Annotated in this window: 28 protein-coding genes and 2 pseudogenes; 18 read left to right on the top strand and 12 right to left on the bottom strand. The window is 68.9% G+C overall.

The annotated features are described in order from the left end of the window. Positions 1–269 (bottom strand): annotated as a pseudogene (locus tag BLT27_RS17255) (IS5/IS1182 family transposase); the annotation flags it as partial. A 56-nt stretch (positions 270–325) separates the two neighbouring features. On the opposite strand from BLT27_RS17255, the gene BLT27_RS17260 reads away from it, so the two are divergent. Both BLT27_RS17260 and BLT27_RS17265 read left to right on the top strand, forming a co-directional pair. Beyond that, on the top strand, positions 326–706 hold the full coding sequence (locus tag BLT27_RS17260; protein WP_089736164.1) for a ParB N-terminal domain-containing protein: 381 nt from the start codon (positions 326–328) through the stop codon (positions 704–706). A gap of 56 nt (positions 707–762) precedes the next feature. Further along, on the top strand, positions 763–1,521 hold the full coding sequence (locus tag BLT27_RS17265; protein ID WP_089736166.1) for a hypothetical protein: 759 nt from the start codon (positions 763–765) through the stop codon (positions 1,519–1,521). A 10-nt stretch (positions 1,522–1,531) separates the two neighbouring features. Here the strand turns inward: BLT27_RS17265 and BLT27_RS17270 are convergent, their stop codons facing one another. The 5 genes from BLT27_RS17270 to BLT27_RS17290 are packed head-to-tail and all read right to left on the bottom strand — an operon-like array spanning position 1,532 to position 7,594. Next, a complete protein-coding gene (locus BLT27_RS17270; protein WP_089736168.1) occupies positions 1,532–2,644 on the bottom strand; it encodes an ABC transporter ATP-binding protein in 1,113 nt (370 codons plus the stop codon). Continuing rightward, positions 2,641–3,837 (bottom strand): ABC transporter ATP-binding protein, encoded by a 1,197-nt coding sequence (locus BLT27_RS17275; RefSeq protein WP_089736170.1) that lies wholly within the window; start codon positions 3,835–3,837, stop codon positions 2,641–2,643. Before BLT27_RS17275 ends, BLT27_RS17270 begins: the two co-directional genes overlap by 4 nt. Further along, positions 3,834–4,901 carry an ABC transporter permease gene (locus BLT27_RS17280; protein ID WP_089736172.1) on the bottom strand — a complete coding sequence of 356 codons (1,068 nt, stop codon included), beginning with the start codon at positions 4,899–4,901 and terminating at the stop codon, positions 3,834–3,836. Before BLT27_RS17280 ends, BLT27_RS17275 begins: the two co-directional genes overlap by 4 nt. Further along, positions 4,901–5,950, bottom strand: a complete 1,050-nt coding sequence (locus BLT27_RS17285; protein ID WP_089736174.1) for an ABC transporter permease — start codon at positions 5,948–5,950, stop codon at positions 4,901–4,903. Before BLT27_RS17285 ends, BLT27_RS17280 begins: the two co-directional genes overlap by 1 nt. A 6-nt stretch (positions 5,951–5,956) precedes the next feature. Beyond that, positions 5,957–7,594, bottom strand: coding sequence for an ABC transporter substrate-binding protein (locus tag BLT27_RS17290; protein ID WP_089736176.1), 1,638 nt, complete (start codon positions 7,592–7,594; stop codon positions 5,957–5,959). 162 nt (positions 7,595–7,756) lie between these two features. Here BLT27_RS17290 and BLT27_RS17295 point away from each other — a divergent pair, with 162 nt between their 5' ends. Next, the gene (locus BLT27_RS17295; protein ID WP_089736178.1) at positions 7,757–8,545 is read left to right on the top strand and encodes a M14 family metallopeptidase; all 789 of its coding nucleotides are present in this window, start codon (positions 7,757–7,759) and stop codon (positions 8,543–8,545) included. 2 nt (positions 8,546–8,547) lie between these two features. Here the strand turns inward: BLT27_RS17295 and BLT27_RS17300 are convergent, their stop codons facing one another. Next, entirely contained in the window at positions 8,548–8,880 is a 333-nt protein-coding gene (locus BLT27_RS17300; protein WP_089736180.1) for a hypothetical protein, read from the bottom strand. A 64-nt stretch (positions 8,881–8,944) separates the two neighbouring features. After that, on the bottom strand, positions 8,945–9,217 hold the full coding sequence (locus BLT27_RS17305) for a hypothetical protein (RefSeq protein ID WP_089736182.1): 273 nt from the start codon (positions 9,215–9,217) through the stop codon (positions 8,945–8,947). Positions 9,218–9,432: 215 nt separating this feature from the next. Between BLT27_RS17305 and BLT27_RS17310 the strand changes: the two genes are divergently transcribed. From BLT27_RS17310 to arcS, 9 genes are all read left to right on the top strand, one after another. Continuing rightward, entirely contained in the window at positions 9,433–10,359 is a 927-nt protein-coding gene (locus tag BLT27_RS17310) for an ABC transporter ATP-binding protein (protein WP_089736184.1), read from the top strand. Continuing rightward, entirely contained in the window at positions 10,356–11,147 is a 792-nt protein-coding gene (locus tag BLT27_RS17315) for an ABC transporter permease (protein WP_089736186.1), read from the top strand. The genes BLT27_RS17310 and BLT27_RS17315 overlap by 4 nt, the downstream gene beginning before the upstream one ends. Positions 11,148–11,238: 91 nt before the next feature. Beyond that, a complete protein-coding gene (locus tag BLT27_RS17320) occupies positions 11,239–12,519 on the top strand; it encodes a hypothetical protein (RefSeq protein ID WP_089736188.1) in 1,281 nt (426 codons plus the stop codon). 72 nt (positions 12,520–12,591) lie between these two features. Continuing rightward, positions 12,592–13,059 carry a pyridoxamine 5'-phosphate oxidase family protein gene (locus BLT27_RS17325; RefSeq protein WP_089736191.1) on the top strand — a complete coding sequence of 156 codons (468 nt, stop codon included), beginning with the start codon at positions 12,592–12,594 and terminating at the stop codon, positions 13,057–13,059. Positions 13,060–13,119: 60 nt separating this feature from the next. Continuing rightward, positions 13,120–14,010, top strand: coding sequence for an alpha/beta fold hydrolase (locus tag BLT27_RS17330; RefSeq protein WP_089736193.1), 891 nt, complete (start codon positions 13,120–13,122; stop codon positions 14,008–14,010). Between the two features lie 45 nt (positions 14,011–14,055). Continuing rightward, positions 14,056–14,604 (top strand): NUDIX hydrolase, encoded by a 549-nt coding sequence (locus BLT27_RS17335; protein WP_089736195.1) that lies wholly within the window; start codon positions 14,056–14,058, stop codon positions 14,602–14,604. A gap of 188 nt (positions 14,605–14,792) precedes the next feature. After that, on the top strand, positions 14,793–14,969 hold the full coding sequence (locus BLT27_RS19945; protein WP_175526505.1) for a hypothetical protein: 177 nt from the start codon (positions 14,793–14,795) through the stop codon (positions 14,967–14,969). 68 nt (positions 14,970–15,037) lie between these two features. Further along, positions 15,038–16,513, top strand: coding sequence for a tRNA guanosine(15) transglycosylase TgtA (gene tgtA / locus BLT27_RS17340; protein ID WP_089736197.1), 1,476 nt, complete (start codon positions 15,038–15,040; stop codon positions 16,511–16,513). Positions 16,514–16,589: 76 nt separating this feature from the next. Then, entirely contained in the window at positions 16,590–18,341 is a 1,752-nt protein-coding gene (gene arcS / locus BLT27_RS17345) for an archaeosine synthase subunit alpha (protein WP_089736199.1), read from the top strand. Here the strand turns inward: arcS and BLT27_RS20455 are convergent, their stop codons facing one another. Further along, on the bottom strand, positions 18,342–18,476 hold the full coding sequence (locus BLT27_RS20455; protein WP_281241465.1) for a hypothetical protein: 135 nt from the start codon (positions 18,474–18,476) through the stop codon (positions 18,342–18,344). It abuts the gene before it with no gap. A 224-nt stretch (positions 18,477–18,700) separates the two neighbouring features. On the opposite strand from BLT27_RS20455, the gene BLT27_RS17350 reads away from it, so the two are divergent. Continuing rightward, positions 18,701–19,114, top strand: a complete 414-nt coding sequence (locus tag BLT27_RS17350; protein WP_089736201.1) for a DUF8048 family protein — start codon at positions 18,701–18,703, stop codon at positions 19,112–19,114. Here the strand turns inward: BLT27_RS17350 and BLT27_RS17355 are convergent, their stop codons facing one another. Continuing rightward, positions 19,115–19,528 (bottom strand): GIY-YIG nuclease family protein, encoded by a 414-nt coding sequence (locus tag BLT27_RS17355; RefSeq protein WP_089736203.1) that lies wholly within the window; start codon positions 19,526–19,528, stop codon positions 19,115–19,117. 88 nt (positions 19,529–19,616) lie between these two features. Here BLT27_RS17355 and BLT27_RS17360 point away from each other — a divergent pair, with 88 nt between their 5' ends. The 5 genes from BLT27_RS17360 to BLT27_RS17380 all read left to right on the top strand — a co-directional run bounded on the left by BLT27_RS17360 (position 19,617) and on the right by BLT27_RS17380 (position 22,580). Further along, positions 19,617–20,018: a VanZ family protein gene (locus tag BLT27_RS17360; protein ID WP_089736205.1), complete on the top strand. Its 402-nt coding sequence runs from the start codon at positions 19,617–19,619 to the stop codon at positions 20,016–20,018. 32 nt (positions 20,019–20,050) lie between these two features. Continuing rightward, complete coding sequence (locus BLT27_RS17365) at positions 20,051–20,710, top strand: halocyanin domain-containing protein (RefSeq protein WP_089736207.1); 660 nt, start codon at positions 20,051–20,053, stop codon at positions 20,708–20,710. A gap of 64 nt (positions 20,711–20,774) precedes the next feature. Next, positions 20,775–21,146, top strand: a complete 372-nt coding sequence (locus tag BLT27_RS17370; protein ID WP_089736209.1) for a winged helix-turn-helix domain-containing protein — start codon at positions 20,775–20,777, stop codon at positions 21,144–21,146. Beyond that, complete coding sequence (locus tag BLT27_RS17375; RefSeq protein WP_089736210.1) at positions 21,143–21,424, top strand: DUF7521 family protein; 282 nt, start codon at positions 21,143–21,145, stop codon at positions 21,422–21,424. The genes BLT27_RS17370 and BLT27_RS17375 overlap by 4 nt, the downstream gene beginning before the upstream one ends. 52 nt (positions 21,425–21,476) lie before the next feature. Next, a complete protein-coding gene (locus BLT27_RS17380) occupies positions 21,477–22,580 on the top strand; it encodes an archaeosine biosynthesis radical SAM protein RaSEA (RefSeq protein ID WP_089736213.1) in 1,104 nt (367 codons plus the stop codon). On the opposite strand, the gene BLT27_RS17385 is transcribed toward BLT27_RS17380, so the two are convergent. Together BLT27_RS17385 and BLT27_RS17390 are read right to left on the bottom strand one after the other, a co-directional pair. Then, positions 22,581–25,730 (bottom strand): PAS domain S-box protein, encoded by a 3,150-nt coding sequence (locus tag BLT27_RS17385; protein WP_089736215.1) that lies wholly within the window; start codon positions 25,728–25,730, stop codon positions 22,581–22,583. It lies immediately after the preceding gene. 88 nt (positions 25,731–25,818) lie between these two features. After that, a pseudogene (locus BLT27_RS17390) lies at positions 25,819–26,151 on the bottom strand (IS6 family transposase); the annotation flags it as partial.

The raw sequence follows: 26,151 nt of genomic DNA on the forward strand, positions 1-26,151 counted from the left end.
CGGTCAAACGACTTGCAGAGCGCGGATGGGCCGGGGAACTCGCCGCGCTCGAGAACGAGCGCGGCTCGTACCCGCTCCATCTCCTCGGCCCAGTCGAGGACTTCTTGGAGCGTTGCGTCCATGTGAAGCCGGAGAAAGTGCAGGACGGCGTGCTTCCAGCCGGCAACCCCGTTGCCGGCTGGATGGCTGATCTGCATTAGCGCAGCATCAGTAAGTTTTCGTGCTATCGAGACAGCTTGTTTAACGAAGCGGAAGAGGACCTTTTGCACAACTGTACTCTCCCGCTTCACTTCCAACGTTCTGACGGCTCGTCCCTACGCCGTCCGTGGATTCAATAGAGCCCTTCGACTCCTTCTGGCGGGACCGCCGCGAGGCACACGAGGCGCTCTACCGGTCGATGCGCGACGACGGCTACCGGCCGAACGGCGCGGTCGAGCACGACCCCGAGACCTGGGGCGAGTTCGTCCACTCGCTCGAACCGCTCGTGGTCGTCGGGCGCGACGGCGAACTTCTGTGGACCGAGGGGTTCGGCCGGCTCTGCGTGGCGAAGCTGCTCGGCGTCGAGTCGATACCGGTGTACGTGCTCTGCCGGCACGAGCGGTGGCAGCGCGTCAGGGAACAACTGGATGGAACCGAGCGCGGGGCGTGCACGCCGGGGGTCGAGCGCTACCGCGACCACCCCGACGTCCCGACCCCGGTCCGATAGCACCCATCGACGGGTCGGACCCCACAGTTTACTCCACCCGGTCCCTGCTGCCGTCCATGTCCCTCCAGCGCTTCGACCCGACACACACCCTCGTCCTCACGACGAGTGGCGACGCAACCGCCGAGGCGACCGTGACGGCCGCCGCCGTCGAGGCCGTGCTCGACAACGCCGACGCCGTCACGCTACATCTCGACCCCGGGGCGCTCACGTCGGACCACCCCGAACTCGCCGAACAGCTCCGGGCCGCGACCGAGCAGGTCGACGATGGTGTCCTCCGTGCGCCCGTCGACCGCGTCCACGACCCCCTCGCCGACCTCCTCGACCTGACCGACGCCCACCGGTTCGTCACGCTCGAACGGCTGGACGCGTCCCGGGACGGACGGCAGCTCCTGCACTACGTCCCGGACCACACGACGTTCGAGGCGGACGCCACGGCGGCCGAAGGTGTCGTCGACGCCGTCTCGCGCGCCGTCGCCGACCAGCCCGCGGGCCTGCTCCCGACGGCGGTGCTCGCGGACTGGGACGCGGACGGCACCCGGTACGAGCTGGCACCCCCGTCGCTCTGTGTCGACGGCGGGACCTGCTTCGGCCTCGGTGCACTCGACCGGATCGCGTTCGACGACGGGAACCACACCATCCGACTGACCTGGGCCACCGGTGACGGGCTGCTCGCGACCGCCGGTGCACTCCTGGGCCCGAACAGGCCCGGGCGGTTCAAGTTCGACTCGCCGAACCGGTACGCGGCCGTCACAGACGCGTTCGAGACCGTCGCTGACGCGCTCGAGGTCGAGGTGGAGAAAACGGAGCGACGGTGACCGAGACCGTTCAGTCGCTGGAGTCGGCGATACCGCCACCGACCGACGTCCCTTCGCCGGTCTCGCTCGCGTGCGGGAGCGGTTCGCTCTCCCAGTACTCGTGGTCCGCGTCGACGCGGAAGCAGGCGGCCTCGTGCCGCTCACCGGTGTCGTAGTCCGGTGGTAGCTCCTTCGTACACGCGTCGCGAGCGTGGGGACAGCGCGTGTGGAACCGGCAGCCCGGCGGCGGATTCCGCGGCGAGGGCACGTCGCCCTCCAGCGTGCCGCCGCGGCGGCCGTACTCCTCGACCGACGCCCGGGGGACGCTGTCCAGCAGCGCCTGCGTGTACGGGTGCTGGGGGTTCTCGAATATCTCGTCGACCGGCCCGGTCTCGACGACCTTGCCGAGGTACATCACCGCGACGCGGTCGGAGATGTGCCGGACGACGCTCAGGTCGTGGGCGACGAACAGGTAGGTGAGCCCGAACTCCTCCTGCAGGTCCTCCAGCAGGTTGAGCACCTGTGCCTGCACGCTCACGTCGAGCGCCGACACCGGCTCGTCGAGGACGACGAACTCCGGGTCGAGCGCGAGCGCACGGGCGATGCCGATGCGCTGGCGCTGCCCGCCGGAGAACTCGTGGGGATACCGGTCGGCGTGCCGCGCCGACAGCCCCACGCGCTCGAGCAGGTCCTTCGCACGCTCGGTGCGCTCCTCGCCGCCGGCCAGCCCGTGGATGCGCAGGCCCTCGGTGACTATCTCGCCCACGGTCATCCGCGGGTCCAGGCTGGAGAACGGGTCCTGGAAGACTATCTGTGCGTCTTGCCGGAACTCCGTGCGCTCGGACCCCGTCATCCGGAACACGTCCCGTCCCTTGAAGCGAACCGAACCGCCGGTCGCCTCGCGCAGGCCGAGCAGCGTCTCGCTGGTCGTCGACTTGCCACAGCCGGACTCGCCGACGAGCCCGAGCGTCTCCCCCTCCTGCACCTCGAAGGAGACGCCGTCGACCGCACGGACCGCCGTCGGCTCCCTGCCGAGCACGCGGTCGAACAGCGTGTCGTTCTCGTAGTAGTACTTCTCGAGGTCCTCGACCTCGACGAGCGATCCCTCGTATTCCACCTCGTCCGTCTCTACGTCGAAGCTCATTCTCCGTCACCTCCCTCGAACTGTGACTCGTCGAGCGCTCGCTCGGGGTCGTACTCGTCGTCGGCGAGCACGCACCGGGCTGTGTGCCGCCGGTCCCCTTCGACCGCTCGTTCCTCGGGGTGCTCCAGACAGGCCTCCATGGCCTTCGGACACCGGTCGGCGAAGTAACACCGGTCGGGCATCTCGCTGTCGAGCAGGTTCGGCACGTTCCCCTCGATGGGTTCGAGGCGCGGTGCCGGGTCGTCGACGTCCGGGATGGAGCCGAGCAGCCCCTGCGTGTAGGGGTGGGTCGGGTCGTCGAACACAGCCTCGAGCGACCCACGCTCGACGACCTCGCCGGCGTACATCACGCCGACGCGGTCGCACATCCGTGCGATGACGCCGAGGTCGTGCGTGATGAGCACGACGCTCATCCCCTGCTCCTGCTGGATGTCCCGGAGCAGGTCGAGTATCTGCGCCTGGATGGTCACGTCGAGCGCGGTCGTCGGCTCGTCCGCGAACAGCACGTCGGGCTCGCCGGCGAGCGCCTGCGCGACCATCGCACGCTGGAGCATCCCACCGGAGAACTGGTGGGGGTACTCGTCGGCGCGCTCGACCGGGTCGGGGATACCGACCTGGTCCAGCAGCTCGATTGCGCGCTCGTGGCTCTCGTCGCTGGTGTACTTCCGTCCGGGGACGACACTGTCGACGAGGAGCTTCCCGAGCCCGTAGCCCTGCGTCCGCGAGCGGGTGCTGCGCGGGTTGGCCGAGGCGCGGCGCTGCACCTCGACGGCCTCGGCGATCTGCTCGCCGACGGTCAGCGACGGGTTGAAGCTGCTCATCGGGTCCTGGAATATCATGCTGAACTTCGGGCCCCGCAACGCCCGGCGGACACCCGTCGGGAGCTGCCGGAGGTCGACGAAGTCCCCGTCGACCGCTTCCGGCTTGTCCCCGCGGAACTCCCCGGCGAGCTCGGCATCGCGGAGCCACACCTCGCCGCCGGTGATCTTCCCGGGCGAGTCGACGAGGTCGATGGCCGACAGCGCGGTCACCGACTTGCCCGAACCCGACTCGCCGACGATGCCGAGTATCTCGTTGTCGCGCACGTCGAACGAGACCGACTCGACGGCGTTGACCTGGCCCTCCTCGGTGTAGAACCGGGTCGTCAGGTCCTCGACGCGGAGCAGGTCGTCGCGGTGGCCAGCGTGGCTCATACGCCGCCCTCCCCCTCGATACCGGGGTCGAGGGCGTCCCTGAGCCAGTCACCGACGAGGTTCAACCCGATGACGGTGATGACGATGGCCAGTCCCGGCATCGCCGAGATCCACCACGCGGTCGACTGGTACTGCCGGCCGAGCGCGATGTCGAAGCCCCAGGAGATGTTCGCCGAGGAGAACCCGAGGAACGACAGCGCGCTCTCCAGCAGGATGATGGCCGCTATCTGGATGGTCCCGAGCACCAGGATCGGCGTGATGGCGTTCGGGAGCACGTGCCGGAACATGATGCTCGCGTCGTTCGCACCGAGGGCACGCGCCGCCTTCACGTAGGACTCCTCGCGGAGGCTCAGCGCCTCGCCGCGGGCGACCCGGGCGAACCACACCCAGTTCACGAGTGCGACGACCACGATGATGGTCCCCGGCAACGTCGTGCTCTCGGGCATCCCCGTCGGGAGCCCGAGGGCGGAGCGGAACGCCGGTGCCACCCCCGTCTGGACGAACGGGTCCGGAATGGACTGCTCGAGCGCGTCCTGGAGCACGCCGATGAGCGCGATGGCGAGCACGATGGAGGGGAACGCGAGCATCACGTCGGCGCTGCGCATCAGCACGTCGTCGACCTTCCCGCGGTAGTAGCCCGCGGTGAGCCCGACGGTGACGCCGACGAGCATCGCCAACCCCGTCCCGAAGAAGCCGACGAGTAGCGACACGCGGGCCCCGTATATCAGTCGCGAGAGGATGTCGCGCCCGTTGCCGTCGGTCCCCAGCGGGTGGTCCCAGGACGAGTTTTCGTAGACCGTGCGGTTCTCCGTGACGATCTGGCCGTCCTCGAAGACGACGCTCCCGTTCTCCTTCACCGGGACCTCCTGTGTCGTCGCCTTCTCGAACCCGATGGGCGGCTGGCGTGACTCGTTCAGGTTCTGCGTGCCCGGCCTGTCGGGCGCGACGAACGGCGCGAAGATGGCCACGAACAGCACGACGACGACGATGGCGATTCCGACCTTGGCGAGTGCGTTCCGGCTCAGTCCGCGTTTCAGGCTGCGGATAGTGCGTGGTGCTATCATCAGTCGAATCCCACCCGTGGGTTCACGAGCGTGTACAGCGTGTCGACGACGATGTTCACGACGACGAAGCCGACGGCGATGACGATGAGCGAGCCCTGCACCATCGGCCAGTCACGGGAGTTGATGCTGTTGATGAGCACCTGTCCCAGGCCGGGCCAGTCGAAGACGAACTCGGTGATGACCGCACCACCGATGAGCGTCCCGAGCTGGAGGCCGACGACCGTGATGATGGGGATGAGCGTGTTCCGGAGGACGTGCTTGTAGCGCACGAGCGCATCCGGCAGCCCCTTCGCCCGCGAGGCCCGGACGTACGTCTTGCCGAGCTCGTCGAGCATCCCGCTGCGGGTCAGTCGCGTGATGAGCGCCGTGAAGTACGTCCCGAGCGTGATGGCCGGGAGCGTGATGTACCAGAGCCACGTTCGGAAGCCCTCGGCGGCGGCCACGAGCTGGCCCGACACCAGCAGGTCGACGACGCCGGGGATGCCGATGGCGCGTTGGCTCGTCGGGAACAGGTCCAGCTGGACCGCCAGCACGATGATGAGCATCACGCCGAGCCAGAAGTTCGGTGTGCTGATGCCCGCCAGCGAGAACAGCGTCGCGCCGTAGTCCGGGACGCTGTAGCGGTTCGTCGCGCTGATGACGCCGAGCGGGATGGCGATGACGACGGCGACGACGGTCGCCATGATGGCGAGTTCGAGCGTCGCCGGCAGGCTGCGGCCGACACGGGACGCGACGGACGTGCCCGTTGTCAGCGACGTGCCGAGCCCCAGGCCGCCCACCGGCTGTCCGGTCGCGATGTTGAACAAGCCCTCGGGGACGCCGAGCGCGATGCCGCTGACGAACTCCCAGTACTGGACGTACAGCGGCTGGTCCAGACCGAGGTCGGCGATGACCTGCTGCCTCACTTCTGGGCCGACGTCGGGTGGCAACAGCACGTTTGCCGGGTCACCGGGCGCGATGACGCGCAGGCCGAACACGATGGTGACCACTCCCCAGACCACGAACACGCCCTGCAGTAGTCGCTTTATCAAAAACCGAGCGAGGGACATGTGAGCTTACGCCTGGCTCATCGCGTACGCGTCGATACGCTCGTCGGAGCGGGGCTCCCACGAGACGCGGCTGCTGACGCCGTAGACGCTGTACTGCTGGTTGAGGAAGATCCACGGTGCCTCCTCGTTGGCGAGCGCGTTGGCCTCCTCCAGCGCGGCGATGCGCTCCTCGCCGGTGCTGTTTGCAGCGGTCTCCAGCAGCGAGTCGAACTCGTCGTTGCTCCAGGACGTCAACGCGCCGTCGGTCGAGAGCAGCGCGGTCATGACCAGCGCACCTTCGAACGTCGCCTCGCCCCAGCCGATGAGGTACCACGGCGGCTTGTCCTCGATGTTGCCGGTCAGGAGTTCGTCGACGAGCGAGCCGAAGTCACGCTGGTTGACGCTCGCCGAGACGTTCGGGAGCTCGTCGATGTAGCCCGCGACCGCCTGGGCGATCTCGAGGTCCTTCAGGTAGCGCCCGACGGGCGTGTTGAGTTCGATCTCGACGCCAGCGTGGCCGGACTCGTCGACGAGCCGCTCGGCCTCGTCGGGGTCGTACGAGTACGGGCCGACGTCGTCGTTGTGGCCGACGAACTCGGGCAGGGTCGGCTGGCCCGTCTGGGTACCGAAGCCGCCGAGCACGTTCGAGACGATGCTCTCCAGGTCGATGGCGTAGTTCATCGCCTGCCGGAACTGCTTGGACGAGAACGGCTCGACGTCGTAGCGCATCGCGTTGTAGATGATGCGCGTACTCGGCGCTGCGGCGACGCTCCCGGCGTCGCTGTTGTTGACGCGGTTGACCTCCTGTGGCGGGACGTTGACGATGATGTCGGTCTCGCCCTGGAGCAGCTGGTTGACCCGCGTGCTCGATTCGGCGGCCGAGGTGAACGTGAGTTCGGAGACCTCCGCCGGGTCGTCCCAGTAGTCCTCGTACCGGGTCATGACGACCTGCTCGTCCTGCGTGTAGCTGTCGAGCTTGAACGGGCCGGTGCCGTTCATCGTCTGCCCGATCTCGGACTTCGAGCGGTCCTCGACCCACGACCGCTGCATGATGTCGCAGTAGGTCGCGAACTCGGAGAACACGATGGGGTTGAGTCCGTCGAGCGTGACCTGGACGGTGGTTTCGTCGGGCGCGCTCGCACCGGTGACGCCAGCGAGCTGGTCGCTCTGCGGGCTCGCGAAGCCGACCTCCTCGTCGACGATGCGGTTGATGCTGTGCGCGGCGTCCTCCCCGACTAACGTATCACCGTTGTGGAACGTCACGCCCTCGCGGAGCTGGAACTGTGCCGCCTCTTCGCCTTCCACCCGCGACCAGTCTGTCGCCAGGGCGGGCTGTACCGCGCCGGCCGCGTCCCGAGTGATGAGCCCCTCGTACACGTGGAGCATGACCACGTCGGTCGGCGTCTCGCGGTGGTCGTGCGGGTCGAGCCCGGAGGGCATGTTGCCCTGCGTGATGGTCACCGGGAAGTCCGGCAGCTCCATGTCGTCGTCGGTGTCGGTCCCGTCGCCGCCCCCATCGTCGGTGCCGTCCGTATCGGTTCCTTCCGGGGTGTCGGTCCCGTCACCGCCATCTCCCCCACCCAGGCAGCCGGCGAGAGATGCCGTGACCGCTGCTCCGCCGGCGTACTTCAGAAATCCGCGTCGATTGGTACCATTCTCAGGCATGCATTCTACTACCAAACAACACCTTATAAAACCACCCTTGCGAACGGTTATCTCGGGGGCGGGCGACACCCGAGCAGTAACCCGACCGGAGAGCAGTCGGCGGCGGCGAAGGCCGGGTCGATAGAAGCAGTTAAATACGGACGTTCGTTGACTCTCTTACCAATGCGGGTCCACACACTCGGGGACGGTGAGCCGGCACTCGTCGTCGTCGTCGGCCAGCACGGCGACGAGTCCTGCGGCGAGCGCGCCATGGAGCGCCTCCTCGCGGACGAGGACCTCGAACTCACCGGCGCGGTCACGTTCGTCGTGGCGAACGAGCGCGCCGCCGAGCTGGAACAGCGGTTCGTCGACGAGGACCTCAACCGCGCGTACCCCGGCGACCCCGAGGCGGCGTCGCACGAGGCCCGACTCGCCAGCGAGCTCCTCGACGCCGTCGGCGACCGTGCCGTGCTCGACCTCCACTCGACGGTCTCGACCGAGGAGCCGTTCGCTCTCTACCAGCGGCTCACGTCGCGGTCGCGCCAGCTCCTCGAACGGACCGGCCTCGACCGCGCCGTCGACATCCGCACCGAGCCCGGCGGCCTGACACAGCACGTCGACGGCGTCGCCGTCGAGTGCGGCTACAAGGGCAGCGAGGCCGCCGTCGACAACGCCGAACGTGTCCTCAGGAACGTGCTCGCGGCCTACGACGTCGTGGCTGGCGAGGCCGCCATCAGCGAGCCGACCGTCTTCGAGGTGGCCGAGCGCGTCGACGGCGCGGGCTACGAGTTCCTCGGCGAGAACTTCGTCGTGGTGCCCGCGGGCGAGCCGTTCGCCCGCCGCGGCGAGGAGGAGCTCACCCGCGAGAAGCCGTTCTACCCGGTGCTGATGTCGACCGACGGCTACGACGAGAGCGTCGGCTTCACCGCACAGCTCCGGGGGCCGCTCTCGACGGTGCCCGACGACGAGTAGTCCTACTTCCCGCCGAACACCGCCTCACGGTCGATGCTGAACTCCAGTCCACTGGTGCCGACCTCGCGTTCCGCCGCGACGGTCCGGCCCACCAGCTCGTCCAGCTCGTCCGGCCCGACGCCCATCGCGTCGAGGAAGGACTGTAGCTCGCAGTTCGCGCCCCACACCGGCGGCTTCGTGAACTCGTCGACGAACTCGTTGCCGGACGGCAGTCCGAGCGTGACCGAAACCGTCGCGTTCGTCTCCGCCACGCCGACGATTGGGACCGATTCGAGGTCCGACCCCGCCTGGACGTCCGCCAGCTCGTCGACCGCGTCGTCGATGTCGTCTGTCATGCGCTTAATTTCGGTACCGCCGCTCGTAATCGTTGCGTTACGGCGCGTCGACCGACCGACACGTTCAGGAGCTGTACCGGGTCACGGCCCAGCCCAGGAACAGACAGGCGAGGCCGCCGACCGCGAGCCGGAGGTCGACCGTGACCGCGTAGCTGCCGCAGTCCGCGACCTGCAGCATCGCGCCGTCGAGTGCGACCGAGACGCCCCACGTCGAGAGCGCGTGGTCACGACAGCCCATCCCCGGTGCGAAGAGGGCGTAGAACGCGACGACGCCCCCGACGAGGGCGAGCGACATCCCGAGTTCCGGTAGCCAGCGGCGGGCCGTCGACGTGCTCATCGAGCGTGGCTTCTCGACGGGTCGCCAAATGTGTTGTCACTCCGGCTGGTCGTCCCCGACGAGCCTTCCGAGTGGCGTCTCGCCGGAGCCGTCCTCGTCCGCAGCCACACCCATGCGCTGGAGTCTGTCGAGCCGCAGTGGCGCCGATAGCCTCCACGAGGGCCAACGACCCGCATCCAACAGCCTTACCAGCGAACGCCGCGGACCCTGGGTCGATGACTGCCGCCATCGAGGTCGAAGACCTCAGGAAATCCTACGGCGAGGTCCAGGCGCTCGACGGGCTCTCCCTCCGCGTCGAGGAGGGCGAGTTCTTCGGGCTGCTCGGCCCCAACGGCGCGGGCAAGACGACGTTCATCAACGTCCTCGTCGGACTGGTCCGCAAGTCGGGCGGCCACGCCGAGGTGTTCGGGCACGACGTCGTCGACGAGTACCGGGAGGCCCGCGACGCCATCGGGCTCGCACCACAGGAGTTCAACGTCGACCGCTTCTTCCCCATCGAGGAGGTGCTCGTCCACAAGGCGGGCTACCACGGCATCCCCGAGGACGAGGCGCTGGACCGAGCCCACGAGGCGCTCAAGCGTGTCGGTATCTACGACAAGCGCGAGGAGCGGTTCGACTGGCTCTCCGGCGGGATGAAGCGCCGGCTACTGCTCGCCCGGGCGCTCGTCACCGGACCGGAGCTGCTCATCCTCGACGAGCCGACGGCCGGCGTCGACGTCCAGCTCCGCCACGACCTCTGGGAGGTCGTCCGCGACCTGAACGAGCACGGGACGACCATCCTGCTCACCACGCACTACATCGAGGAGGCCGAGCGCCTCTGTGACCGCGTCGCGGTCGTCGACGACGGCCGGAAGGTCGAGGTGGCGACGCCGGACGACCTGATGAACCGGGGGACCGACACCGTGACCGTCACGCTCCGGGACGCACCGGCCGAGACGCCGCCGCTCGGGGACACACTCGACCGGGTCGAGTCGGTGGAACTCGACGGCGACAGGCTGGTCGTCCGCGCGAGCAACGGCGGCGCGGTCACGCCGGACCTGCTGAACGAACTGGAGGCGATGGGCCACGTGGTGGTGGACCTCGACATCTCGCGCACCAGTCTGGAGGAGATATTCGTCGAGCTGACGGGTGACGACCGATGAGGGGGCTCGCCGTCGGCACCCGCGCGCTGCTGAAGCGCGAGATCCTGCGATACGTGCGCCGCCCGCGGAACACGTTCCTCCCCCCGTTCATCAACAACGTGCTCTACTTCGCGGTGTTCGGGGTCATCCTCGGCAGCCGCATCGGCAGCTACGGCGACGGCATCCCGTACATCAAGTTCGTCCTGCCAGGCCTCGTCGTCCTCGGCGCGGTGTCGAACGGCTTCGAGAACGCCTCCTTCTCCATCTTCCATGGACGCTGGAACGAGTACATCCACGAGGTGCTCACGTCCCCGCTGTCGTACCGGCAGCTCTCGTTCGCCTACGTCGCCGCCAGCGCGCTCCGCGGCGTACTCGTCGGCGTCATCATCTCGGTCATCGGGGTCGTGTTCACGTTCGCGCATCCGGGCTACGATGTCGTCGGGGTCGCTCACCCCGTCTACCTCGCCGTCTCGCTCGTCGCCGTCTCCGCCCTGTTCGCCTGCTTCGGTATCGTCGGCGGTCTCTGGGCGCGTGACTTCGACTACCTCACCGTGCTCAACCAGTTCCTCATCCGCCCGCTGGTGTTCTTCGGCGGCGTCTTCTACCCGCTGTCGGCGCTCGACGGCGTCTGGTACACCGTCTCCCTCGCGAACCCGATGGTCCACATGGTCGACGCGGTTCGCTACGGCTTCCTCGGCTACGCCGAACGCGACCCCGCCCTCTCGCTCGGCATCCTGCTCGTCGCGACGGGCGTCGTCTTCGCAGTCGACGTGGCGCTCTTCGCGCGAGGGTACGGACTGACGGAGTGACGGCCCAGATCACCGCCCGGCAGTGCGATGGGACTCGGTCGGGCGGTCCGAGACACCACGTTTATCCCCGGACTGGAGCGAACCCGACCGTGTGCCCAGTCGGTCCCGCCACCTCGGAGCCGCCGTCTTCCTCGCAAACCTGGCGATTCCCGTCGCTGTCGTCGTCTTCGCGTGGAGTCCGCTGTCGGCCGTCGCGCTCCTCCTCACCGACATCGTCCTCTGTATCGGCCGGATGGCGACCGAACAGCTCTTCGCCGGACGCCCTCGCGACGACACCGACCGGCCGCGGTACCGGCCCGTCCAGTTGAGCCCGTTCTGGCAGAAGGAGATCTACGGGAGTCTGCTGCGGAAGCGTGGGGCCATCCGCTTCGGCGGCCGACTCCCGCCTGTCTACCCCCGGAACCTCCCGTTCGTCCTGGAGACCGCCGGTGGCGCGCTCGTCGTCGTCGGCCTGCTCTTTGCAGGCGTCTGGTCCGTGGTTCCACCCGTGACGGGGGCACTCGACGCGGCCCTCCTGGTCGTCCTCCCGGCCGTCGCACTGCGGCACGTGGCCGTCGTCGCGACGTGGTCCGCGACGGGACGGTACGAGCGTGCTGCCGCGACGACCGTCCGTCGCCGTCGCGAGTTCCTGTACGCCGGGCTCGTCGCGTGTCTCGCTGTGCTGTTCGTCGGCGCGTCCGAGAGGGCAGCTATCGGGGTCGTGCTCGCCCTGGTTCCGAAGGTCGCCTTCGACCTCAGGGACGCCGGCATCGGTCCCGCGCCGGGCACGACGGCGGACACCGCCGAGGACTCGCTCGAACTCCCCGTGACATCCCCGCGCGAGACGTTCGAGCAGCGGGCCAGCGCCGTCTACGGCAGCGCGGCTGGAATCGCGGTCTTCCACCTGCTCTTCCCCGGCCTGCCGGTGGTGTACCTGGTCGTTCTCCTCGGCATCGCAGCGGAGTCGGTCCTGCTCTCGGTGGTCCTGCTCACGGCGACGTTCATCGCCGTGTTCGTCCTCGACCTCGTCGCCGTCTGGCTCGCCCACGCGAACGTCGAGTACCGGCTGTACGACGACCGGCTCGTGGCGTACGACCGCCTCCTCGACGAGCCGCAGTGGTCGCTGCCGTTCGACGACGTCACCGACGTGACCGCACACCCCCAACGGCCCGAGGACCAGCTCCTCGTGGACAGTCCGCACCGGCTCAACCACGTCCACGGCTGGCTACCGTTCGTCGGCATCCCGGTCAGAATCGAGCGACGCGACGGCGACGCACTCGGCCTCGCGTATCTGGACCGGCCCGAAGCGTTCGTCCGCGCGGTCGAGGCCCGACGCGCCACGACGGGGCAGTCCCGCGGCCGTCCGGACGTGTCGTCGGTCGCAGACACGTAGCCAGGGCCTCCCGATTCTCACCACGCTGGATTCACGGCCACCTTTGAACCCGTCCTCGGCGTCCGTTCACGTATGACCCTCGAAAGGCTCGCGCAGTACGGCGTCGAACGGATGGACGACGAGGCGGTTCGCACGTTCCTCACCACCCAGAGCGTCGGTATCCTCGGTCTACCGGCGGCCGACGCCCCGGTCCTCCTGCCGCTGTCGTTCGGGTTCGACGGCGAGTCGACGCTGTACTTCACCTTCGTGCTCGGGGGCGACAGCGAGAAGCAGGCGCGCGCCGAGCAAGCCGAGGCGGCGACGTTCCTCGTCTACCAGGCCGACACCGCCTTCACCTGGCAGAGTGCCCGGCTGACCGGGCGGATTGAGCCGGTCCCGGCGGACGACCTGGACGCGGCTCGCGACGCGCTGTCGAACGCGTGGCGGCCGACCCTGTTCGAGCAATCGACGGAGGGTGCCGATGTCGAGCTCTACCGGTTCGAGGTCGCGAACTGGGCCGCCATCAAACAGGCCGGGCTCCCACCGGGGTTCGACGGGTAGCCGAACCGGCGCGGGCCAGTCGGGGGAGCACCTTTCAGGCACGCCGTCGAAGCCCCGGGTATGCCGGACGTCGAGCACGCCCAGACCATCGTCAACGACGTGCGCCTCCACTACGTCGAAGCCGGCGACCCCGACGACGAGACGGTGGTCCTCCTCCACGGCTTCCCCGAGTACTGGTACACCTGGCACCGACAGCTCCCCGCCCTCGCCGACGCCGGCTACCACGTCGTCGCGCCGGACATGCGGGGCTACAACACCTCCGAGAAGCCCTACGGGAAGGACGCCTACACGCTCGGCCGACTCTCCCGCGACGTGGTCGGTCTCGTCGAAGCCTTCGGGGAGACGGCCCACGTCGTCGGCCACGACTGGGGCGGCGTCGTCGCGTGGGACCTCGGCGCGCGCCACCCGGACGTGGTCGAGACGCTCTCGGTGCTGAACGCACCCCACCTCGGCGCGTTCCAGCGCGAACTGCTCCGCAACCCGGGGCAGCTCCGGCGCTCGTGGTACGCCATCTGGTTCCAGGTGCCGTGGCTGCCGGAGCGGCTGTTCGCGGCCGCGAGCAGCCGGATATTCCCTGAACTGTTCGCCGCGGGCACCAACAGCGACGACGCCTGCTCCGGCGAGGACATCCACATGTTCGAGCACGCGTTCACGCTCCCCGGCACTCCGACTTCCGCGATCAACTACTACCGGGCGCTGTTCCGCACGCTGGGCCTGTCGATGCTCCCGCTCGTCGGCGGTGAGGGGCCGCCCCTCGACGTCGACGTGCCCACGCAGCTCCTCTGGGGACTGGACGACAAGGCGCTCTCGCCCGCGCTCACCGAGGGACTCGGCGAGTGGGTGTCGGACCTCCGTGTCGTGCGGTTCCCCGACGCGAGCCACTGGCTCCACCTCGACGAGCCCGACGCCGTGACCGACAGCCTGCGCGAGTTCTTCGACGCCCACGACTGAGCCGGGAGACGCACGCTTTTGCCCCTCCGCCGCCGAGAGGCGGGCATGACCGACGACGAGGAACTCGCGTGGAGCGTCGACTCCTCCCACGTCGCCTACGAGTGCCCCGGCTTCGACATCGTCCACGACGAGGTCACGCTGCCCGACGGCACGCGCACCGACTACGATTACGTCGACGAGCCGCCGGCAGTGGTCGTCCTCCCCTTCACCACCGACGGCGACGTGGTCGTCATCGACGAGTGGCGACAGGCGGTCGACCGTGTCAACCACGGCCTCCCCGCCGGCAGCGTCGAACCCGGTGACGACGACCTCGTGCTCGCCGCCCGGCGCGAGCTCCGCGAGGAGACGGGGTACGAAGCCGGCACCGTCGAACCGCTGACCACGGTCGAACCCTCCAACGGCATCGGCAACTCCGTCCACCACCACTTCGTCGCCCGCGACTGCGAGCCCTCGACCGACCAGGCCCTCGACCACGACGAGAGCATCCGCGTCGACACCCGCCCCTACGACGACCTGCTCGCCGCCGCCCGCGACGGCGACCTCCGCGACGGCCGGGCCGTCACCGCGCTCTGCTACCACGAACTGTTCGGCTGAGCGGCCGGGGGTTCAAGTACGAGACCGCGGCCAGACGTGGCGTGCCCTGAGCCCAGCCACGCGACGGCCGAGGCCGGTGTGCGACGCACCGTCGCGTGCAGTCCCGCGTGTCGCCTGTCAGCCCCCAACAGCCGTACCATGCCAACTGCCACCACAGCCGTTTTGCCCACACGGCGTGTAGGTGACGTGTGCAGCGCCGCTTCCTCTCGCATCGCGCCCGGCTCGCGGTGCGACTCGTCGGGCTGGTGGTCCTCCTCAGCTACGGCTTCGCCGTCGGTGCCGGCCTGCCGTTCGCCGTCCTCGCCGCCGCGTCGGTGTATCTGGAGGCACGTCGGCCCGACGCGGTTCCAGCGAGCCACCGCTGACGCCCCCGAGCGCCCTTCCTCACCACCAAACGACACCCTTACCGCCGGTGCCCGGGTAGCCGACGCCAATGAGAGAGCAGTTCGAGGTCCGCGACAGCGACGCGGGCGGTCGCATCGGTGAGCTGACCGTCCCCCGCGCCGGCGTCACCGTCGAGACCCCCGCGCTGATGCCGGTCGTCAACCCGAACATCGTCACCATCGAGCCCTCGCGGATGGCCGACGAGTTCGGCGCGGAGATCATCATCACGAACTCCTACATCATCAAGACGACCGACGGGCTCGAGGCCGACGCCCGTGAGCAGGGCCTCCACGACCTGCTCGACTTCGACGGGGCAATCGTCACCGACTCCGGGAGCTTCCAGCTCGCCGAGTACGGCGAGATAGACACGAACACCGAGGACATACTCCAGTTCCAGCACGAGATCGGCAGCGACATCGGCACGCCCGTAGACATCCCGACGCCGCCGGACGTCTCCCACGAGCGCGCGGAGTCCGAACTCCGCACGACACAGGAGCGCCTGGAGCTCGCCGAGACCATCGACGTGGGCGACATGCTCGTCAACGCGCCGGTACAGGGTTCGACCCACGTCGACCTGCGCGAGGAAGCCGGTGCACACGCCGCGGCGACGGACCTCGACGTGTTCCCCGTCGGCGCGGTCGTCCCGCTGCTGAACGACTACCGTTACGACGAGATGGTCGACGTCGTCGCTGCGTCGAAGCGCGGTCTCTCGCGCGACTGCCCGGTCCACCTGTTCGGGGCGGGCCACCCGATGATGTTCGCGCTCGCGGTCGCCATGGGCTGTGACCTGTTCGACTCGGCAGCGTACGCGCTGTACGCCCGCGACGGTCGATACCTCACTGTCGACGGCACGGAACACGTCGAGGAGCTCGACTACATGCCCTGCTCGTGTCCGGTCTGTGTCGACGAGACGCCGGCGTCGCTCCGCGCGATGGACGACCGCGACCGGGAGGAGGCGCTCGCCGCCCACAACCTCCACGTCACCTTCGCGGAGATGCGCACCATTAAACAAGCCATCCGCGACGGCGACCTCATGGAGCTGGTCGAGCGGCGCGCCCGCGCCCACCCGGCGATGCTCGACGGCTACCGGGCGCTCACCGACCACGCGGCCCAGCTGGAGGAGACCGACCCCGCGTCGAAGGGCTCGTTCTTCTACCTCTCGAACGAGAGCGCGGCGCGACCGGAGGTCGTGCGCCACCACGAGCGCCTGGACCGGCTCTCGCCGTCGGGCGAGGTGCTGCTGACCGAGGGCGACCATTCGAGCGACTACGACGAGTCGTGGCCGGTCGTCCCGCCCTTCGGGCCGTTCCCGAAGGCGCTCCGGAACACCTACCCGCTGACCGCGGAGATGCCGAGCCGGCTCGACCGCGACGCCTACGAGGCCGCCGCCAGCGGCGTGGCACGACTCGCCGACGTGAACTCCGACACCTCGTTCACGCTCGCCCACGAGGACTGGCCCGAGAGCGCGCTGGCGCTCGTTCCGGAGTCGGTGACCGTCGAGAACCTGTGGCGCGGCGAGCGCTGACCGCCCGCCCGCTCGCGCGGTCTGGACCTCGCCGCACAAAGCAAGATAGTAGTCCGTCGGTCCCCGACACCGTGCCATGACCGACTACTTCGAGGTCCTCGAGCGCGACGGCGCGGCCCGGCTGGCCGAGCTCCGGCTGACAGAGCCGGTGACGACGCCGGCGCTCGTGGACGACCACGTCGACGACGCGGGGAGCCTCTGGCGGGCCGAGCGCGAACTGCCCGACGGCGACGAGTCCCGGCTGACCGTCCTCCCGCATCGCGGCCTCCCGGCGGGTACCGCCGACGAGGTCGCCGACTCCTTCGCGGTCGACTACCCGACCGTCGACTACCCGAGCGCCGCGGTCGTCTCGGCCGACACCGCCGCCGACCACGGCGCGGACGCCTACGTCGTCTCCGACGCCAGTGGGTCCCTCGGCCACGGCGCGGGGATGAGAGACCTCGTGCTCGCCGTCCGCGAGGCCATCCCGGACGACACCGGCCTCTACCTCTCCGGCGTCGCCACCCCGCGGAACGTCGCCACCCTCGCCTACGCCGGCGTCGACCTGTTCGACACCAGCCGTGCGTACGTCCGTGGCACAGAGGGCCGCTACCTGACGACCGACGACGCGTACTTCCTGGAGGACCTCGACGAGTTCCCGTGTGCCTGTCCGGCGTGCGCGAAGCCGCGCGAGGAGTTCGGCCGCGAGGACTGTGCGGCGCACAACGTCAACGCGCTCGAAGCCGAGCTCCGTCGGGTCCGCCGACGCATCCGCGACGGTCGCCTGCGCGACTACATCGAGGGGCAGGCCCGGCAGGACCAGTGGCTCACAGCTCTCATGCGCGAGCTCGACCAGCAGTACGGCTACCTAGAGGAGCGGACGCCCGTCTACCGCGGCGCGGACCTCGACGCGGCGACGGAGGACACCATCCGTCGAGCCGAGATCCAGCGCTTCGCCGAGCGCGTGACGACCCGGTACCGGAGCCGGTTCGACGACCACCCGCTCGTGCTCGTGCCGTGCTCGGCCGCGAAGCCCTACAGCGAGTCCCAGAGCCACCGACAGTACATGGACGCCATCCAGTTCCGGGGCCACATCGTCTCGATGACCTCGCCGATCGGTGTCGTCCCGCAGGAACTGGAGACGACGTACCCCGCCCAGCACTACGACTCCGTGGTGACTGGGCGCTGGAACGCCGACGAGGTGGAGTTCGTGAGCGAGGTGCTCCGGCGCTACCTCGAGCGAAGTGACTACCCACGCATCGTCGCACACGTTCCGGACGACTATCGCCCCATCATCGAACGCATCGAGGACGACCTCGACGCCCCCGTCGAGTACACCGTCGCGGACCACCCGACGACGAGCGAGAGCCTCGGGAACCTGCGCGACGCGCTGGCCGGCGAGTCGGCGTACAGCAAGCGCGAACGCGAGCACAACACGGTCCGCGCGCTGGCGGACGTCCAGCTCGGCGACGGCGCGGGCGACGAGCTGTTCGAGTCGTTCCGGACGACGAGCCGGTACCCGAAGCTCCAGGTCCGCGACGACGACGGCGAGCAGCTCGCGACGCAGGTCCCGAGCTACGGCACGCTCGCCTTCACTCTCGAAGGGGCCCGCCGCTGGGACGAGAGCGACGCGCCGACGAAGCGGGTCGAGATCGACGGCTTCGTCCCGCACGGTAGCGTGCTCGCGCCCGGCGTCGTCGACGCCGACGAGGACATCCGCGTCGGCGACGAGGTCGTCGTCGAGGGGCCGGCCGCCTACGCCATCGGTCGTGCGCAGATGCACGGCGCGGCGATGGTCGAGAGCACGCGTGGCGAGGCGGCGTCGGTCCGCCACGTCGAAGAGATGTAGTCAGGTCGTCCGTTCCCGGCCGACGCGCTCCTGGCGGGCGACGTGTCCCTTCGTCTCGATGCGTAGTTCGTGGCCTGTGCCGGCGCTCTCGCTCGTCGTCACCCGGCCGGTCCCGAGCACGACACCAGTGTACATTGCAGTTCGACTGGCCCCCGAGTTCGTAGATTCGTTATGAACCACAGAACCGTGAGAATGGGGCTACCAACTGGTTGCCTGGCGAGTTTATACGCGCTGAGTCGTTGGGTACAACCGATGAGGCAGCAGTCGGTCACGACGGGGTGCGAGCGTCGCAGTGACAGGACACCGGAGCGTCGTGACGCGCCCACACGACAGACCGACGCCCCTTCGGGGTGACGAGGATGAGAGACCACCCGATACCGGACGAGGCAGTGCTGCTCGCGGCAGCCAGAGCCGGCGTGCCGCACAACCGCCTGCCCGAACTCGTCGGGCTGGTGCAGGCCGACCTCGGGCTCCGGGTCGACGACTACCGGAGCCGCTACGAGTGCGTCCACGAGACGAGCGACGCGTTCGTCTTCTTCGTCGAGTGGGGCCACTGGGCGACCATCGGCGAGCGCCTCGGCTTCGATGCGACGGACTCGCACGCGGTCAAACGTGCCCACGTCGAGCACCTGCGCCGGCTCGCGCGGGAGGCCGACCGGGTGCAGGAGTTCGCGACCGCCCTCGAGGTGCGCGAGTGCGTCGTCATCGGGAAGGACACGCCACAGGCCGCGACCGACGGCGGGGATACGAGCACCGACCCCGAGCCGCGGTAGTCACCGCCCGTCGCTGGCCGCCCGATGCGCGCCCTCGACGGCCGCACGGAGCGCCGACTCGTCGGCGGCCCAGGTCAGGTGGCTGGTGCAGTCACAGTCCGAACAGCCGAAACCGGGGACTGCGTCGGGGAGCTGCCGTGCGACCGCGCACTCGACCTCGGCGGCGGTCCGCACGTCGCCCGCGACCGTCGCGGCGTCGTTTCCCAACAGGTAGTCGACGTGCCAGTGCCGCACGTCGCGTTCGCCGGCGGCGACCTCGCGGTGCCGGTCCAGCCGCGAGAACCCACCGCTGCCGAGCGCACTGCCAGTGTAGCCGTACCAGCCCGCGTCCAGCGCAACCTCGCCGAGGGCACCGACGTCGAGCGTGACGGGACGCGAGAGGCCGACGAGTAGCGTGTACGTGCCACCAGCCATGAGCGGACGTAGCCGACGGCGACTGCAAGAAGCCGGCGGTCCACGCCGACGCGACCGGCTTTTCTGTCGCCGCCCCGGAGTCGAGGGCGTGACTCGACTCGACCGCCGTCGTGCGTGGCGCTGGGGGCCAGCGGTCGGCTGGGCGGCGGTCGTCGTCGTCGGCTCGCTCGTCGACCCACCCGGGACGGCGACGGCGACGACCGGCCCGTTCGGCGTCCTGCCGGCGGACAAGTGGCAGCACGGCCTCGCCTACACCCTGCTCGGCGGACTGGTCGCACGGGCGTTCGGCCGGACGGCGCTGCGAGCGGCGCTGGCGGCGGTCGCCGTCGTCGTCGCCGTCGGCTTCGGCGTGGAGCTGCTCCAGTCGGTCGTCCCCTGGCGCACGGCCTCGCTCCTCGACGGCGCAGCGAACGCGGTCGGCGCGCTCGTCGGTGTGGGGGGGTGGCAGTTCGCCGCGAAAAGGTCTCCCGGGCGGTGGGAACGCTCGTAACCGGCTTTTCTCCAGCGGCACGACTCCCGTGTATGAGCCGACAGGGCACCTGCACGCGGCGGGCTGCGCTCCGAGCACTCGGCGTCGGAGCCGGCCTCGCTGCGACCGGCGTGACGGCGACCGCACAGGGCCAGCCGACGTTCGACGGCTGGCTGGACAACGTCGGCAACTACGACGGGGTCGTCGACGAGACCGGGAGCGACAGCGTGACCGTCCAGGTCGGGAGCCAGGCCAACGGCGGCGCGTTCGGCTTCTCTCCACCGGCGGTCCGGGTCGACCCCGGCACCGAGGTCGTCTGGGAGTGGACCGGCGACGGCGGCGTCCACAACGTGCTCGCCGAGGGCGCGAACTGGGGATCCGAGCTGGTCGACCAGGCAGGCCACACCTACTCGCGGACCTTCGAGGAGCCCGGCGTCCACAAGTACTTCTGTGAACCCCACGAGGGCCTGGGCATGAAGGGGGTCGTCGTCGTGACCGGTGCGGCGGCCGGCGGCGACGGTGAGAGCGCCGCCGAGGGCTGGAGCGAGCCGACCGCACAGCCACGACCGGTCGGCGAATCCAGCGTCGAACCCCTGGAACTCGCCTTCGTCGGCGTCTTCGGCTCGCTGCTGCTGTTCCCGGCGCTCGTCGGCATCGCGATGGGCCTGGGCTCCGACGGCCGGCCGGCGGACGAACCAGATGGCGGGAGCTGACCGCCACCCGGCGCCTCAAAAACCGAACTGTCTTATTGCACCCGTTCGCAGTAGCTGGATACGGATGTACGACCCGTCCGCGACGGACGAACCGGAGTTCCAGGCGGTCGTCGACGCCCTCGACGACGAGGACTGTCACGCGATCATCGAGGCGCTCGACGAGCCGAGAACCGCCAGTGAACTCTCCGACGAGTGCGACATCCCGCTCTCGACGACCTACCGGAAGCTCGAACAGCTCACCGAGTCGTCGCTGCTCGTCGAGGAGACCCAGCTCCGTCCTGACGGCCGTCACACGTCGCAGTACCGGGTCAACTTCGAGGACGTCACAATCATGCTCGCCGAGGACAACTCGCTCGAACTACGCATCGCTCGGCCGCCCGAAACGCCAGACGAACGCCTCGCGTCGATGTGGGAGGAGGTGCGCAAGGAGACATGACACACCTCTCAGCCCTCGTCATCGCGTTCAAGACGCTCGCACTCGTCTTCGGCGGCCTCATCACCTACTTCGCGACGAAGGCGTACCGCCGGACCGGCTCGCCCGCGCTCCGTGCGCTGGCGGTCGGCTTCGGCTTCGTCACGCTCGGCGCGATACTGGCCGGTGCCTTCGACCAGTTCCTCATGGGGCCCGACGACCGGACCGTCGCGCTGGCCGTCGAGAGCCTGCTGACCACCGTCGGCTTCGGCGTCATCCTCTACTCGCTGTACGCGGACTGAGGCCTCGGTCGACCCGAAGCGGATTTACGCACACGACCGTTGTTCTCCGGCAATGAGCAAGCCCAGCCCCGAGGTGTACGAGCAGGGGAAGGGGATGGACGCGCACAACCAGGTGATGCGTCGCATCCGCGCCGAGAAAGAGGAGACGTACGACCCCCACGAGCCGACGCGGGTGTGGCTCGACGAGGACAACACACCCGGTGGCGTGTTCCAGAGCCTGACCATCATCCTGAACACCGGCGGCTGCCGCTGGGCCCGCGCCGGCGGCTGCACGATGTGCGGCTACGTCGCCGAGTCCGTCGAGGGTGGCTCGGTGAGTCACGAGGCGCTGATGGACCAGATAGAGGTCTGCCTCGACCACGAGGCCGAGAACGCCGACGAGCCGAGCGACCTCATCAAGATCTACACGTCCGGGAGCTTCCTCGACGAGCGCGAGGTCGGTGCGAAGACCCGCCGGGCCATCGCGGAGACGTTCGCGGACCGCGAGCGCATCGTCGTCGAGTCGCTGCCGGACTTCGTCGACAGGGAGAAGGTCGGGGAGTTCACCCGGCACGGTCTGGACACCGACGTCGCCATCGGGCTGGAGACGGCGACCGACCGCGTGCGCCACGACTGCGTGAACAAGTACTTCGACTTCGCGGACTTCGAGGACGCCTGCGCCGAAGCCGTCGCCGCCGACGAGGCAGCGGGGGACGACGAGGGCGACGCCGGCGTGAAGGCGTACCTGCTGATGAAGCCGCCGTTCCTCTCGGAGCCGGAGGCCCTCGCGGACATGAAGTCCTCCGTGCGTCGCTGCAGCGCGGTCGACGGCTGTCACACCGTCTCGATGAACCCCTGCAACGTCCAGCGCTACACGATGGTCGACGAGCTGTTCTTCCAGGGCGGCTACCGCCCGCCGTGGCTCTGGTCGGTCGCGGACGTGCTGGAGTCGACCGCCGACTGCGACGCCATCGTCGTCTCCGACCCGGTCGGCCACGGCTCCGACCGCGGCGCGCACAACTGCGGGGAGTGCGACGACCGCGTCCAGACCGCCATCAAGGACTTCGACGTGCGCCAGGACCCGTCGGTGTTCGAGCAGGTGTCCTGCGACTGCGAGCTGACGTGGGCGGCCGTCATCGAGCGCGAGACCAGCTACAACATGCCGCTGGCCCGGTAGTCACTCCGCCAGCGTCGTCCCGTTACTCTCTCGGCCATCCGTCTCCCGTTCGTCGGCGACCGACGACATCGCCAGCGGCACGTGAAGGGTGACGACGGTGCCCCGTGGCTCGTTGTCCTCGAAGCTGAGCCGACCACCGGCCTGGGTGACGACCCAGTTGACCAGCCAGAGGCCGAGGCCGCTGGCGTGTCTGAGCTGTGTGATCTCCTGTTCCTCGGCGAGGAGCGCGCGCTCCGGCTCGGGAATCCCGGGGCCGTTGTCCGCGACCGACACCTGCAACACGTCGGGGTCGGTCTCGGAGCGGGACGCGCTCACGTGGATCTCCGGCTCGTCGGTGTCGTTGTGCTCGACCGCGTTCTCGATGACGTGGAAGATGGCCGTCCGGAGCAGGTCGTCCGCCCGGACCTGTGCCGACTCCGGCAGGTCCGTCGTGAACTCTGCCGCCGGGTACTGCTCGGAGAGCCGCGCGATGGACGTGCTGACGCCCTCGCGGACGTTCACCGGGCCGGTCGCCGTGCGGTCGCGGTCGAGCGTGCGCTCGACGGCACGGGTCTTCTCGGCGAGGCCGATGAGGTCGTCCGCGCGGTCGATGATGGTCTCCGAGTAGCCGACCGCGGTGGTCCCGTCGACCACGCCGCCGAGCATCTCCGCCGAGCCCTTGATGATGTTCATCCCGTTGCGCAGGTCGTGTCGAAGCACGCGGTTGAGTATCTCGACGCGCTTCTGCCGCTCCTTGCGTTCGGTGATGTCGGTGTAGACCCCGAACGTCCGCCGGGAGGCCTCGTCCAGGTCGACGGGGACGACGGTCATCAGGAAGTCCCGCAGGCCGTCGGTCGTGCGTCGCTTCACCTCACCCTCGACCAGTTCGCCGTGGTTCGCCCGCTCGTTGACGTGCTCGCTCTCGTCCTCCCGGTCCGGGGGGACGATGAACTCGTCGAGGTTGCCGCCAACTATCTCGTCGGCGTCGTAGCCGAACACCTGCTCGAACGCGGCGTTGACCTCGACGACCTGGGGAGAGCTGTTCTCGTCGTGTACCGCGTACACCACCGGGTCGGGGACGTTCTGGAACAGGGCCGCGAACCGGTCCCGCTCCTCCTTGAGCTCGGTCTCGAAGGACGCTCGCTCCAGCGCGTCTGCGACGTGGGTCATCAGGAGCTCCGTGAGCTCGAGGTCGGACTGGTCGAACGCGCCGACCTCGTCGGAGACGGCCTGGAACACCCCTTCGTCGCCGACGGGCACGGAGAGCAGCGACCGGTACGTCCGGTCCTGCGGCTCGGCCGCGTTGTCGGCGGTCACGTCGTCGATGAGGAACGAGCGGCCCGTGCGGTGTGTCTTGCCCGCGAGACCCTGGGTGACCGGCACGCGGTCGCTGTAGCCCTTCGGTTCGACCTCGGAGGAGAGCGCCCGGGAGACGAGGAAGTCGTCGACCACCTCGTCGACACAGCAGATGTCGAAATCGAGGACGCGCTCTGCGGCCTCGACGGTCAGCGTCCATATCTCCTCGCGGGTCTCGCAGTCGTCGAGGTCGGAGGCGATGGCGTGCAGTGCCTCTATCTTGCGCTTCTGTGCGACCAGTTCCGCCTCCATGCGCTTGCGCTCGGAGATGTCGCGCACGACGACCGCCGTCCCGTCGAAGGTCGTTTCGGCGGGGAGGCCGGCGATGGTCGCCTCGTACTCGACGACCTCCTCCTCCTCGCCGATCTCGAGCTCGAACGTCCGTGTCTCGCCGTCGCTCAACGCAGCCAGCTCCTCACGGCCGCGTTCGACCTGCTCGTCCGGGAGGACCTCGTCGACGTGGCGGCCCAGCAGGTCCTCGCGCTCGTAGCCGGTCATCCCGGCCATCACGTCGTTGACGGCACGGAAGCGCCCGGACTCGTCGAGCGCGAACACGCCGTCGCCCGCGGCCTCCACGATGGTCTGGTGTCGTTCCAGGTCGCGTTCGCGAGTGCTCCGGTCGAGGGCGGCCTGCGTCGTCGACGCGAGGATGTTCGCCATGTGGACGTCGGTCCGGTCGAAGGCGCTGCGTGACCGCGACCCGAACGCGAGGATGCCGTGGTCGCCCAGCGGGACGACGATAGCGCTCTCGAGCGCCAGCGTGCCGAGCATCCCGGACTTCGACGTCGCGTCCTCGTTGATGACGACCGTCTCGTGCTCCCGGAACGCGCGCCAGGCGACCCCGTCGCTCGGGTCGAGCAACGTCGGTTCCTCGAAGTGGTCGGCGACCTCGCCGGTGACCGAGACCGGGCGGAGTACCTCCCGGGTCTCGTCGTGGAAGAAGACGCCGGCGTAGGGCTGGTCGAGGACGGTCCGGGCGGCCTCGACCACGAAGTCGGCGACGTGGGCCGGCTCCTCGACGCCGACGAGCTCGCTCGTCATCGCCTGGAGCGACTCGACGGTCTCGCGGCGGTCCACGCGGTCGGTCACGTCCCGGACGAACGAGAGCGCGCCGAGTACGGTCCCGTCGTCGTCGGTCAACGTCCTGTTGTACCACTCGCAGGTCAGTTCCTCGCCGTCGGCGGTGACGTTCCGGTTCACGTTGACACCCGGGACGTCGCCGTCGGGCGAGAGCGCGGCCTCCGAGACGGCCCGGACTGCCTCCCGCTCGTCGGGTGGGACGAGCAGTTCAACGGCGTGCTCGCCGATCGCCGCGGCCGGCTCGTAGCCGAAGATGTCGGCCGCGCCGGCGTTCCAGGCGGTGATGTGACCGTCGGCGTCGACCTCCACGACCGCGAGCGGTGCCTGCTCGTAGACGAGTCTGAGTCGGTCGAGTTCGCTGTCGACGGTCGGGCCGCTCGTCGGCTCGACCACGTCGGCGACGCGCTCGCGGAGTACCTCGGGGCCGGCCGAGGCGGGGACGTAGCCGTCCACACCGGCCGCGACCGCTCTGCTCGCGAGGGCCTCGTCGCCGTCCTCCGTGAGAAGGAAGAAGGGCAGTGTCGGCCGTTGCTCACGTATCGACTTGAGCAGGGAGAGCGGACCGCCGTCGACCGTCTCCGTCGCGACGACGCAATCGGTTTCGTCATCGAGTTCGTCGAGTGCTGACGCCGCGTCGGGCGCAGTGCTCACCGACCAGGGAAGCGACGCTACCGTCTTCGTCCGCACGTCGCCGGGGGGTGCGACGAGCAGGACACGTGTTGTCCGTCCAGTCATACGACTCTCGGCGGCACCACGAGCCACCAGTTATCCGAACTCATGGCAGCCACTGTCTTTAATGCTTTAGCCGTTACGAGGGTCGCGTTCAGATTAGCTGATTCCATGCGAAGGCGAATGATTTGAGCCACTCGTCAGCAGTTTCAGCTTCGGCGTGACTGAAACAGTTCGAGAAAGCGTTAGTTCTGCGTTTTACCTCTCGAAAGACACGTTCGACGCTGTTGCGATTTCCGTGTTTCTCGTAGCGGAAATCGAGCCCGTGACGGTTGCAAGCGTCTTTCAGCGGCGTCGCACCGTCGACGAGAAACACGGCGTCATCGACGTCGTGTTTCTCGCGTAACTCCGAGAAGAACGCGTGCGCGAGCACGTTCGTCCGTGTCGGTTCAAGCTTTGTATGCAGTAATTCGTTGGTTTCGGGGTC

The sequence above is a fragment of the Haloarchaeobius iranensis genome, from assembly GCF_900103505.1.
Lineage (GTDB): Archaea > Halobacteriota > Halobacteria > Halobacteriales > Natrialbaceae > Haloarchaeobius > Haloarchaeobius iranensis.